The 10,986-nt window shown below is 66.6% G+C and carries 11 protein-coding genes; 7 read left to right on the top strand and 4 right to left on the bottom strand.

What is annotated here, in order from left to right:
- From ACZ3HV_RS27225 to ACZ3HV_RS27205, 5 genes are all read left to right on the top strand, one after another.
- On the top strand, nucleotides 1–294 hold a 294-nt coding region (locus tag ACZ3HV_RS27225; protein WP_465687983.1), incomplete at its 5' end, for a hypothetical protein.
- Entirely contained in the window at nucleotides 291–2,294 is a 2,004-nt protein-coding gene (locus ACZ3HV_RS27220) for a hypothetical protein (RefSeq protein ID WP_465687981.1), read from the top strand. The genes ACZ3HV_RS27225 and ACZ3HV_RS27220, both read left to right, overlap by 4 nt.
- Nucleotides 2,295–2,450: 156 nt before the next feature.
- A complete protein-coding gene (locus ACZ3HV_RS27215) occupies nucleotides 2,451–3,233 on the top strand; it encodes a hypothetical protein (protein ID WP_465687979.1) in 783 nt (260 codons plus the stop codon).
- Nucleotides 3,234–3,344: 111 nt separating this feature from the next.
- Nucleotides 3,345–4,397 (top strand): VldE C-terminal domain-containing protein, encoded by a 1,053-nt coding sequence (locus ACZ3HV_RS27210; RefSeq protein ID WP_465687978.1) that lies wholly within the window; start codon nucleotides 3,345–3,347, stop codon nucleotides 4,395–4,397.
- Nucleotides 4,398–4,643: 246 nt separating this feature from the next.
- Nucleotides 4,644–5,492: a M48 family metalloprotease gene (locus tag ACZ3HV_RS27205; RefSeq protein ID WP_465687976.1), complete on the top strand. Its 849-nt coding sequence runs from the start codon at nucleotides 4,644–4,646 to the stop codon at nucleotides 5,490–5,492.
- Between the two features lie 71 nt (nucleotides 5,493–5,563).
- Here ACZ3HV_RS27205 and ACZ3HV_RS27200 read toward each other — a convergent pair whose 3' ends face one another.
- Nucleotides 5,564–6,667 carry a winged helix DNA-binding domain-containing protein gene (locus tag ACZ3HV_RS27200; RefSeq protein WP_465687974.1) on the bottom strand — a complete coding sequence of 368 codons (1,104 nt, stop codon included), beginning with the start codon at nucleotides 6,665–6,667 and terminating at the stop codon, nucleotides 5,564–5,566.
- Nucleotides 6,668–6,729: 62 nt separating this feature from the next.
- Nucleotides 6,730–7,359: an RBBP9/YdeN family alpha/beta hydrolase gene (locus ACZ3HV_RS27195; protein WP_465687973.1), complete on the bottom strand. Its 630-nt coding sequence runs from the start codon at nucleotides 7,357–7,359 to the stop codon at nucleotides 6,730–6,732.
- Nucleotides 7,360–7,445: 86 nt separating this feature from the next.
- Here ACZ3HV_RS27195 and ACZ3HV_RS27190 point away from each other — a divergent pair, with 86 nt between their 5' ends.
- Nucleotides 7,446–7,901, top strand: coding sequence for an Lrp/AsnC family transcriptional regulator (locus tag ACZ3HV_RS27190; protein ID WP_465687971.1), 456 nt, complete (start codon nucleotides 7,446–7,448; stop codon nucleotides 7,899–7,901).
- Here ACZ3HV_RS27190 and ACZ3HV_RS27185 read toward each other — a convergent pair.
- Both ACZ3HV_RS27185 and ACZ3HV_RS27180 read right to left on the bottom strand, forming a co-directional pair.
- Nucleotides 7,879–8,796 carry an SDR family oxidoreductase gene (locus ACZ3HV_RS27185; protein ID WP_465687969.1) on the bottom strand — a complete coding sequence of 306 codons (918 nt, stop codon included), beginning with the start codon at nucleotides 8,794–8,796 and terminating at the stop codon, nucleotides 7,879–7,881. The genes ACZ3HV_RS27190 and ACZ3HV_RS27185 overlap by 23 nt on opposite strands.
- Nucleotides 8,793–10,247: a flavin-containing monooxygenase gene (locus tag ACZ3HV_RS27180; RefSeq protein WP_465687967.1), complete on the bottom strand. Its 1,455-nt coding sequence runs from the start codon at nucleotides 10,245–10,247 to the stop codon at nucleotides 8,793–8,795. The genes ACZ3HV_RS27185 and ACZ3HV_RS27180 overlap by 4 nt, the downstream gene beginning before the upstream one ends.
- Before the next feature lie 79 nt (nucleotides 10,248–10,326).
- On the opposite strand from ACZ3HV_RS27180, the gene ACZ3HV_RS27175 reads away from it, so the two are divergent.
- A complete protein-coding gene (locus ACZ3HV_RS27175) occupies nucleotides 10,327–10,914 on the top strand; it encodes a TetR/AcrR family transcriptional regulator (RefSeq protein WP_465687966.1) in 588 nt (195 codons plus the stop codon).
- Nucleotides 10,915–10,986: the final 72 nt, after the last annotated feature.

Below are 10,986 nucleotides of genomic sequence, written 5' to 3'. Positions count from 1 at the left end.
GCGAACGGCCACTCCGCCCCTGCGAACGGCCAGCCCGCTACCGCGAACGGCCACTCCGCCCCTGCGAACGGCCAGCCCGCTACCGCGAACGGCCACTCGGCGGCCACCAACGGCCAATACGCCCACCCCACCCGCTACGAGTCCCCCATAGGCCCCAACGAGGTCTACGACCAAGAAGCAGACGAAGCCGCCTACAACGAGGCCATGTACCCCGCCCACGGCGACTCCGACTCCGACAACGGAGAAGACAATGCCGACCGCCCGTCCTCCGGCAACAAGGAGCACGTCGCATGAGATGGCAGCGCCGCGTCAGAACGGCGCTGACAGCCCTGGCAGTCTCCACCATTCTCGCCACTCAGATGGCATTGGCGGCTGATCCCAAGCCGGAGCCCACCAGCCCAACGGGCTTCGGTGACCTTCTGCCCACCCCTGACCTGACCCACGGCGACACCCGAACTCTTTTCGAGCAGTACGGGCCGATGGTCTACGGGCTGGACTTCGAAAGAAGCATCCGCGACCCTATCGAGGCGGTCTTCAATGGGTACGCGCACCTGGTGATGATGTACATCGTCGCGATCACGCGTGGTGCCATCTCGGTGGGCTGGTGGCTGTTCTCGTTCACAGATGTCAAGCCGTTGACGGAGGCCACGTCGACGACCATAGGAGCAGCGAGTACCCAGCTTGTTGGATGGTTGCTGCCTTCCGCGCTCGCCTTCGGAGCGGTTGCCGCCTACACGCAGCGCAAGGCGAGCGGTAGTGCGATGGGCCAGTTGGTATGGGTGTTTGTGGCGGGTGTGCTCAGCATCAGCTTCGCGCTAGCCCCCGGCACGTGGCTGCGTGGGGTCGACGGGGCGCGTCAACTGGGAGCTGACACCATCATGACAACGTCGGCGGATGCGATGGGGCCGACGATGCAAAGTCCGCTGCCATGGCCCGAGCCGGGCTTCACAGGCACCCCCCGGGACACACTCCTGAGGAAATCGGCGGATGCGAGTTGGCGAGGATTCGCGGTCACGCCTTGGTGTATTGCCGAGTTCGGGTCCTTGGAGGCGTGCGGACGTTATGGCAAAGGTATGCTCGACGCCGGCACGGACTCGGATGCGCGATCGAAGTACATCGACTCGGTGATCGTGCCGGCCGAGGGCGGTGACGACGCCCCGACGGTCAAATGGGTCAAAGGCGACAACGCTTTCGGTCGAATCGCCGTCGTGATGCTGGCTGCGATCGCCGCGACCTTGTTCGCATTCTTGAACATCTCTTTGGCGTTCACTGCACTGATGGCCTTCGTCGGCTGTCTGCTCCTACTCGTCGTCGGCGTCTTTTTCGCCTGCATGTGGATCATTCCCGGAAGACCCAGACAATGGGGCATCAACTGGTTCGAGGCTTTGATAGGCCTGGTGATCCAGTCCTTCCTCGCGATGCTCGTGTTCGGGACCGCCCTCACGTTGGTCACTGCAGTCTTCAGTCTGACTGGAGTACTGGGCTGGTTGCCGGTCTCCGGCCTGGCAATCGCGGTGCTGATTGCAGGCTTCAGACTGCGCCGTCTGTTGGACAACCTCACCTCGATGATGCGGCCGGGCTCAGGAAGCATCCTTCTCGGCGGCCTCGCCAGGCGAGGTGCCACGAGCGCCTTCAAGCGCGTCCTCGGTGCTATCGGCAGTCGCAATGCTGCGCCGGCGCTGACAGAACGCCGCAATGATCGCTTCCGAACAGGCGAGGCCGGCCCGCAGCATGTTTCTTCCGTACGTGTCTACCGACAGGCGCCCGTGGTCGGGTCTCTCGGCCGAGGGTCCTCGGCGAGTTCGCCGTACGAGCTGACGACCGGTGCGGAACGACGCAAAGCCGATGCGACGACGCCAGATGGGGGCAGCGGTCCGGGAGGCCAGTCAGGACCTGGGGTCGGCGGCAATCTGGCTGCGAATGCGTCCCCAGCAAGCAGCGCGTCGGCGCTGAGTCTCGCCAGAGCACGTGCGCAGTCGAAGGGTGACGGCCGCCGGACCATCTCCGTAACGACCGCCGGCGTCGCAGCCACCGGAGGGACTTCCGGGAAGAGTTCACGCGGCGCGTCGCCCGAGTCTCAGCGGGCTCGGCATTCTCGGCGGCCTCTTCCTGCGCCGGCCAATGAGGTCAGGTACGAGCCGCGGATTCACACGCACTCCGCGAGTCTTCGGGAGGGACCGCCGAAGGGGCAGCGGAGCCGGCGCAAGCCGCCGACCTCGCAGCAGCGGAGGTTCCGCGAGTACACCGCTGTCACCAAGGACGGCGTGACGATGCACGTGCCGACGCGCAGGTGATACCGGATGGCCCGACAAGGACGATCGCCAGAAGACCGCCGGGAAGGCGCGAGCCGGCCCCGCCGCCGCGGCCAGGAACCCGGCGGCACCGACGCTGACGGACAGCGGTCCGCGGGTCGCGAGCATCCGGAGACGCCTGACAGTTGGCGTTCCTTGATGAGCGCGGACTACGACTACCCCGAGGAGATGGACGAGCTCCAAGGACGTCAACGGCGCCGGGCGAAGAAGAGCTGGCGACGTGACGATCACGCGCAGCGCATGGCGTGGTTGCGTGACCAGCGGCAGGCCGAACCAACGAGCCCTGCAGTCATCCTGGTGCTGGTCGTGGTGTTGGCGATCGTCATCCTCGGACTCGGAGGCGGCCTGCCACGTCTGCTGGGAGGCAAGAGCGACGACGGCGTACCGATCAGCGTGCTCACCCCCGGGCGCTCCGTAGTCCTTCCGACCGCTCCTTCGAACCCTCCGCCCGGTCAGCCCACCGCATCCACCTCGACCACGGAGCTCACCACTCCGCCGCCTCAGACCCAGCGCCCGTCGGCAGAGTCAACGGCGTTGGCCACCGACGTGGTCGGCGCCTGGGCGCGAGCGTTCTATACCCGCGACCCAACCACGGAGACCTATGCGGCCTTGGTAGCGAAGTGCGCCAAGTACATGACGGACGAGGTGGCGTCGAGCTTCACCTCGGCAGGTGACCCGACGTACGAGGCACTCAAGAATGACGGTGGGACCTCGACGGTCATCGCCGCACCAGTCAGTGCCCCACCGGCCAACGCCGAGGCCCCGGTCGACACCCCGGCCCGGATCACGCGGTTTGTGAAAGTCACGATCAATGTCACCGGCAAGCATGCCCAGCGCTTCGACGTACCCCTGCTCGTCACGCTGGTGAGTCAGGACAGCCAGTGGAAGGTCAGTGAGGTTTCCGGCGGTACCGGGCCATGACGGTGAGGGACCGCGATGTTCGACGAGCGTGATCTCGGTCGAGGCCTCCTCACAGTCGCCAGCAGGGGCGTATTCCTCAAAGGTGCGGTTGCACTGTCGCTCATAGGGATCATGAGCCTGCTGATGCTTGCGCCGTTCGGAGGTTCCACGAAGCCGCAGGCCGCCTGCCTTCCAGGGATACCGGGGCAGGCCGACAATCCGAATCCCACCGGACCGCTTCGTGCCACCCAGATCGCCTTCGCGAAACTCATCGACCAGGTCGCGGTGGAACGCGGCTTGCCGGGCAAGGCGACGCTCATCGCGTTGATGACGGCGCTGGTGGAGTCGGACCTGCAGAACCTCACGTACGGCGATGCGGACTCCGTCGGCCTCTTCCAGCAGCGCCCCGGCGCAGGCTGGGGATCGAGGGACGACATCCTGGATCCGCACTACGCCGCCGAGGCGTTCTTCGGCGGCTCCGAGCCGCCCAGCCCGCCCGGCTTGGTGGACATCAACGGGTGGCCGTCGATGGCCCTCGGAGACGCGGCCCAGACCGTACAGGTCTCTGCGTTCCCGGACCGCTACGCGCTGCGCGAGCAGGAGGCACGCGAGATCGCCTCGGCGGCCGGAATCGACCTCACTCGATCCGGCAACCCATACGCCGGCCGCGCCGGCGCGGCTCCTCCGGGCTCCGCCGACCAAGGACTTCAGCAGGACGACAACTGTGGAGACAGTGGCGGCGGCCTGGTCGACGGGCAGCCCGTCAACGGAGTCTGGCCCGAACAGCAGGCGACGGTGACTGATCCCAGTGGCACTGGCGGCATGGTCACTCCGCGTACGGCGGCCTGGGTCGCCGAGGCGCGCAAGAATCTCGGCACCCTCAGCATGAGTTGCTGGGATGCGCATGTCTGGAACCCCACGAGCGACCATCCCCGAGGCAAAGCCTGCGACGTCATGGTCGGTACCGATGCACGAAAGTCGACGCCGGCCCGGGCCCGCGGCGACCAGATCGCCAACTGGGCGGTCAAGACCGCAGCGCAGACAGGCGTGCACTACGTGATCTGGTACGGCAAGATCTGGTCGGCCCGCCGCGGCACCTGGATCCCCTACAACGGCGGCGGTGTCTACAACCCCACCGACGCCACCGGCGGCCACTTCGACCACGTCCACGTGTCCGTGTACTGATAATGGACCGCATCCCCATCCACCCGACCCCCGCAAGGAGAACACCCAATGACCGGCCCCGGTGAGCCCAGCGACCCGAACGGACCGTGGGCGCAAGGTGAGGGCGAGCCTGAATGGTCGGCAGGCTACGGAGGTCCGGGAGCTGCGCCGCCACCCCAGCCGCAGGCGGAACTGCCAGCCGGAGCAGGACCTGAGACACCAGGCGGGTCCCGTGCACAGCGGGTCGAGGTCTCTACGGCGACGATCTTGCTGTCGGGCGTTCCCTGGTTCTTCTGGAGTTTCGCCGTCGTCTCTTGGATCGTGGGGCTCCTGGGATTCGGCTGGGGGTGGCTGCTGGTTCTGCTGTGGATCGTGTCCGGCGCGGTCGTCTTCGTTCGACCTCTCGAGGACATGCTCGCGCGGTATCTCTTCCGTCTACGGCTACCGACACTGGTCGAGGAGCAGCGACTGCGGCCGATCTGGCGGCAACTGGCTGCTCGAGCCGGAATACCCGAGAAGCGATATGCGATCTGGATTCAAGAGTCGGACGATGTCACCGCTACGCCTACCCCCGGCCACACAGTCGGCGTCACACGGTGGGCGCTCTACACACTGCCCCCGACGCATCTGGAAGCAGCATTGGCTCACGAGCTCGGTCACCATCTGGGAGGCCGGGACTGGCTGAGCCTGCTGAGCTTCTGGTACTCGATTCCCGCCCGGTGTGCCCTGGTTGGTGTGCGTGCCCTCGGCCGGTTGATGAGAGCAGTGCCAGCAGTTGGATGCGTGGTCGTCGGCTTCGTGCTCATTGGTTATCTAGGCGTCCTGCTTGCGGTGCTGACCTTCGGGGACAGCCTCGCACTGCCGCTGCTCTTCCTGACGCCGTTCGTGGCACCGCCAATCCTCGCCTGGCTCGGGCGCCGTGAAGTCCTGCGAGCCGATCGCCGGGCAGCCATGATGGGTTACGGTGCCACCCTTATCCAGGTTCTTTATGGCTGGCAGTTCCAGCATCAGCAGATGCTGGGCCGTGACACCAACAGACGCTCGCAGGTGATGTCGAGTTCGCCATCCCCCGCCGAGCGAGTCCGCGCGCTCGAGCAGCTTCAGCAGTCTGCTTAGCACCGCCTGGGCTGCGAGTCAGGAAGCAGGTTGCGACAGAACAGCTCGGCCCTTGGGTCGGGCTGTTGTGTTTAGGGCGTGAGGCGGGTGAGTTCGTGGGTGGCGGTGGGGTTGGTGAAGGTTAGGAGGGAATGGGCTTCGGATTCTATGGAGGTCCAGGCTTGGGGAGTTAGGGGGGTGAAGGGGGCTATTTCGAGGGTGGCTTCGGTTTTGGTGTTTTTGGTTTGTTTCCAGAGGGCTACTGCTTGGCCGTTGTGGAGGATTGAGCCTTTGGTGAGGACTTCTTGGAGGGTTAGGCGCTGACGGGTGGCGGTGTCGATCCAGCGGGTTCGGTCGGCGTGGGAGAGGAGGAGGTTGTCGTATTCGGGGAGGAAGCGGGTGGGGACCTCGGTGTCTTCGGCGGGGAGGGGGATGTCGGGGAGGTCGTAGAGGGGGCGGCCGGATTCGAGGTCGGTGTAGGTGCGGAGGTCCAGGCGCTCGAAGACTTCGGTGAGGCGGGTCAGGCCGGACCAGTTCTGGGCGTCGGCTACTGAGGCGGGGCCGTACGCGGCCAGGTAGCGCAGGACGAGGGTGTCGACCGAGGGGTCAGGGTCGACGGGGGAGTCGAGCCAGAGGTCGGCGGTGGACATGGCGGGGTTGCCGCCCTTGCCCCAGATGCCGCGGGGCGGGGTCTGGATGGTGGGGAGCAGGCAGCGTACGGCGTGGGCCAGCGCGGCGGGCTCGCGGTCGGGCCAGAGTGGGGCGAGGTGTTCGCGGAGCTGGACGGCGGTCGCCGGGCCCTCGGTCATGCGGTCGATGCCGGCCTGGAGTACGGCGTCGATGTCGAGACCCTCGAGACGGTGCCGCCCGTACGTCATGTTCTGGAACACCTCGCGCTCGAGCCGCGGCTGGATCAGCGGTCGGAACGCGAGGAAGTCGCGGCTCGACATCAGGTGGATCGTTGCCCGCATCATCGAACCGCGGACCACCTCACGCTCCTCCAGCAGCTTGACGAGCTCGGCGGGCTGGAATCCGTTCAGCCGCGTCCACAGCCCGACGTACGGCGCGAGCGGCGACTGGGCCTGCATACCGACAAGGTGCTCGATCGCTTCGAACGCGGTCGCGTCGTGGCGCTCGATCAGCCACTGGCGGTGCAGCGTGGCGCGGTTCAGGGCCTGCAGACTCAACTTCGTCATGGCTGATCCTCTCGTGGGGTGCGGATCCAACGCTAGGAGACGAAGCGGTCAGGTTCCGTCCTCTATCGGGTACGACGGTCTGCCGCGAGTGATCGCGGTGGGGTCGCGCGGGGGTGGCCAAGGCCGGCGAGGAAGCTGGTGAGGAGGTCTTGACCGGCCGACCAGAGACCGAGGTCGCTGTTGGAGTTGAGATGGCCTTGGCGGCCGGCGCTGATCAGAGGTACGTCCCAGCCGATGGCCAGGCGGTTGGCGGCGTCGACCGTGCAGTATGGGTCGTCTTCGCCAACGATCAGTACGGCGGGGACGTGCAACTCAGCGGCCTCGAACGGGCTGAAGGTGTCAAGGAGCGGGATCGGGAACGTAGGTGCGAGTGGGTCCGGTGGTGCCACCAGGAAGACTCCTCGCACTGTGGGCGAGGGCGATGTGGTGAGCCAGTGTGTGGCAGCGAGGCAGCCGAGGCTGTGCGTGATCAGGATGACGTCATCGTCCGCGGGGTCACTTCGCTGACCTGACGAACGCGCAGCGCGGTGATGGACGGCGTGGTCGATCGCGGTCATCCAGTCGTCCCGGACGGGGTGGGTCCAGGACGCCGGCGTGATGCGGATGGCGTTGGGGAGCCAGCTCGACTCCCAGGCGGACTGCCAGTGGTTGTGGTCGGAGCCATCGAGGCCGGGGACGATGATGAAGCGCATGAGACAGCTCCCAGTGAGTGATGAGTGCTGCCATCATGGGGTTGATCATCGGGACGGAAGTGTGCGAGCTGATGGATTGAAGGCAGATGGGCGAAGCGAACACGAATTCATTGGATTCCATCGATCGGGAGATCCTCGCGATCCTGCAGGCTGATGGACGGTTGAGTGGGGCCGAGATCGGGCGGAAGGTGAACCTGTCGCAGCCGGCGGTGTCGGCGCGGATTCAGCGGCTCGAGCGGTCCGGGGTGATCACTGGATATCGGGCTGTGGTCGATCCGGCGCGGGTCGGGCTCAACATCCATGCTGTGGTGCGGGTCCGGACGACGCATGCGCGGATTCCGGCGGCTCTCGAGTTGTTCGCCGGTCTCGCTGAGGTGACCGCGACGTACCGGCTGACTGGTGAGGACTGCTTTCTGCTCGACGTCCACACGTCCGATGCGGGCCGGTTGGAGCAGGTGGTTGACGCGATCGGGCGGCTTGGGGTGGTCAGTACGTCGCTTGTGCTGCGGGACTACCCGGTTAAGCCTCTCGCGAGTGGGTGAAGGTGGCGACGCGGTCGGTGTAGGCGGCGCGTGCGGTTGCGTCGGCGGTGAGGCCGCGGTCGTCGCCTGCCAGGCGGCGGCCGAGTGTCATGAGCGATGACGGGGTCAGGCCGTCGAGTACCTTCCAGGCGGCCAGCCAGCGGGGTACGGCGATCTCTGCCTGGCGCGTGTGGCAGGTGCGGAGGATGGCGGCGGCCACGTCGGTGGGGTCGACGGTGGGGAGGAGACCGCCGAGGCGGACGCCGGAGGAGAGTGAGGTGCGGACGGCGCTCGGCAGTACGGCGCTGACCGTGACGCCGGTGCCGTGGAGTTCTCGGCGTACGGCGGCTGTCAGTCCGACGGCGGCGTACTTCGACGCGTTGTAGACGGCCATCCCGGGGAACGGGATCTTTCCGGCCATCGAGGCGAGGTTGACGACGTGGCCGTTGCCCTGAGCAATCATGTGGGGGAGGACGAGGCGCAGGCCGTGGATGAGGCCCCAGAGGTTGACGTCGAGGGTGGTGCGGCTGAGCTCGTCGGGTTCCTCGAGGAAATGGCCGAGAGGCATGACGCCCGCGTTGTTCACCAGGATGTCGATGCGACCGGTGTCGGCAATCACATTGTCAACAATCCTCGCGAAGGAGTCGCGCGAGGTGACGTCGAGCGGCCAAGGCCCAGAGATGCTGCCGGCGATGGCCGAGCCGCGCGGCTGAGGGGAGGGCGGCGCCGGCGCTGCGGCGCTCGGAGCGCGGTCGCCTCGCCCTGCATCGGGAGCGCCTGGGGACAGGGTCGTGTCCAGGTCGCCGGTGTAGACGGTGGCGCCGGCGGTGGCGAAAGCTTGGGCGGTGGCCAGCCCGATGCCTCGGGCTCCGCCAGTGATCAGGACGACGCAGTGGGAGAGGTTCAAAGGCTTCATCGGGCGACCTTCAAGGGTGCGGAGATGGTGTAGGCCGCTGGGTCGAAGTGGCCGACTCGGGTTCGGAGGTGGCGGGTGGACCAGGGCCAGCTGAAGCTGTTACGCCCGTTCGCATCGTGGTAGTAGCTGGCGCATCCACCGGTCTCGTAGACCGTTCCACGCAAGGCCGTCTGGACCGAAGCAACGAACGACGCCTGCGCCGACGGGCGTACGTCGAGACTCGACCACCCGCGAGACAACAGCGCCGACACCGCGCCCACCACGTGGTCCAACTGCGACTCGAGGATCATGAAGGCGGACGTGTGACCCGTACCGAGGTTCGGCCCGAGGAGATAGAAGAAGTTCGGAAAGCCCGCCACTGCCGTACCCAGGTAAGCCTGTGGACTGCCCCGCCAGTGATCGGCCAGACTGCGGCCGCCCTCGTCGTGCACCCGTGTCGCCACCGGGAGATCGAGGATCTTGAACCCGGTGCCGAGGACAACCACATCCGCCTCGACCCGCGTCCCGTCGGCGCCGACCACGGTCCGCCCATCGAAGGACGCCACCGCTGTCGAATGGACCGAAACGTTGCTCTGGGCAAGTGCCGGGTAGTAGGTGTTCGACATCAGTATTCGCTTACAACCAAGCGTGTACGACGGCCTCAAAGCTTCCCGCAAGGATGCCGAAGGCACCGAACGCCGAAGATGCAGAAGCCCGATCTGCTGGACCGCTCGCATGATCCACGGGTGCCGGAAGCCGAGGCCGAGTGCCTCCATCCCCAAGTACTCAAGCCGGCGAAGGAGGCGCTGGGTGGACGGGAGGCGGCGGAACAGCCACCGCTCGGCAGCCGGGACGGAGTGGTCGGGTTTCGGGAGTACCCACTGCGCGGTCCGCTGGAAGAGCTGCAACGACGCCACGATCGGCTGGATCGCCGGCACGAACTGCACCGCTGATGCGCCCGTACCGATGACGGCGACGCGCTTGCCGGTCAGATCCACCGAATGATCCCAGCGCGACGAGTGGAAGACCGGTCCGTCGAAGGTGCCTGGGATCGCGGGAATCAGTGGTTCGTGCCATGGACCGGTCGCGGTGATCAGTACCCGTGCTTCGATCGGGCCGTCGGTGGTCTCGACCGACCAGAGTTGGCGCACCGGATCCCAGTCCGCCCGCCGCATCTCGACACCGCAGCGCAGGTGTGGCAGAACGCCGTACCGCCGCGCGGTCTCCGCGAGATAGGTCTGGATCTCCGCTTGGCCGGCGAAGGCCCGGGACCACGACGGATTCGGCGCGAACGAGTACGAGTAGAGCGCCGACGGTACGTCGCAAGCGCAGCCGGGATACGTGTTGTCCCGCCAGGTCCCACCGAGTGCCGGCGACTTCTCCAGCACCGTGAAATCGGTGATCCCCGCCTGCAACAGGCGGATCGCCGCCCCGATCCCCGACGCTCCAGCGCCGACCACGACCACGTCCATGGACACCTCCGTGAAGTCAGAGACCGAAGGTATCCGAATACTAAAAGAATGCCAATACCCAAAGCATTAGAGTCGGACCATGCCGAGGATGACGCGCGCCGAGAGCCAGGCGCGGACCCGCGAGACGCTGGTGGCGACCGCGACCGAGCTGTTCCTGCGCGACGGGTACGCCGCCACGAGCCTGGAGAAGGTGGCCGACGAGGCCGGCTACTCCAAGGGCGCCGTCTACTCGAACTTCCGGAACAAGGACGAGCTCTGCCTGGCCGTGGTCGACGCGATCCGGGCCGACCAGGCGCACCGGATGGCTGTCGCACTGGAGGGCGCCAAGACCCTCGAGGCGATGCTGCAGGCGTTCCAGCGCTGGGCCGACGAGACCATCGGTGACGTTGCGTGGACGGTGTTCGAGGTTGAGTTCGCGACCCGTGCCCGCCAGGACGACGGCGTACGGCGGGAGCTCGCCGAGCGCAACGCGCAGATCCGGGACGCCGTCACGACACTGCTCGAGCAGCACGCGAAGGAGTTCGGCATCACGCTCCCGATGCCGGCGGCGGATTGTGCGACCGCCCTGCTCAGCCTGGGCGTCGGTCTGGGGGTTCAGCGGGCGATCGACCCGGATGTCGGTGTAGCCGTCCTCCCAAGCGTGATCCGGTTGCTCGCCGGGGGATGACCCGGCGACGACAGGGGATGACAGGGTTTTCCCTTGCGACCGCGAAATGACGCGGAATACGCGCACTTCCGC

It is taken from the genome of Kribbella sp. NPDC020701 (assembly GCF_055562215.1).
Note: the sequence above shows the minus strand (reverse complement) of the source record. Positions and strands in the feature narration are given on the sequence as shown.

Excerpts from the sequence above, each read along its gene's own strand:
- ACZ3HV_RS27220 (WP_465687981.1), top strand. The coding sequence starts at position 291 with ATGAGATGGCAGCGCCGCGTCAGAACGGCGCTGACAGCCCTGGCAGTC.
- ACZ3HV_RS27215 (WP_465687979.1), top strand. The coding sequence starts at position 2,451 with ATGAGCGCGGACTACGACTACCCCGAGGAGATGGACGAGCTCCAAGGA.
- ACZ3HV_RS27210 (WP_465687978.1), top strand. The coding sequence starts at position 3,345 with ATGAGCCTGCTGATGCTTGCGCCGTTCGGAGGTTCCACGAAGCCGCAG.
- ACZ3HV_RS27200 (WP_465687974.1), bottom strand. The coding sequence starts at position 6,667 with ATGACGAAGTTGAGTCTGCAGGCCCTGAACCGCGCCACGCTGCACCGC.
- ACZ3HV_RS27195 (WP_465687973.1), bottom strand. The coding sequence starts at position 7,359 with ATGCGCTTCATCATCGTCCCCGGCCTCGATGGCTCCGACCACAACCAC.
- ACZ3HV_RS27190 (WP_465687971.1), top strand. The coding sequence starts at position 7,446 with ATGGGCGAAGCGAACACGAATTCATTGGATTCCATCGATCGGGAGATC.
- ACZ3HV_RS27185 (WP_465687969.1), bottom strand. The coding sequence starts at position 8,796 with ATGAAGCCTTTGAACCTCTCCCACTGCGTCGTCCTGATCACTGGCGGA.
- ACZ3HV_RS27180 (WP_465687967.1), bottom strand. The coding sequence starts at position 10,247 with ATGGACGTGGTCGTGGTCGGCGCTGGAGCGTCGGGGATCGGGGCGGCG.
- ACZ3HV_RS27175 (WP_465687966.1), top strand. The coding sequence starts at position 10,327 with ATGCCGAGGATGACGCGCGCCGAGAGCCAGGCGCGGACCCGCGAGACG.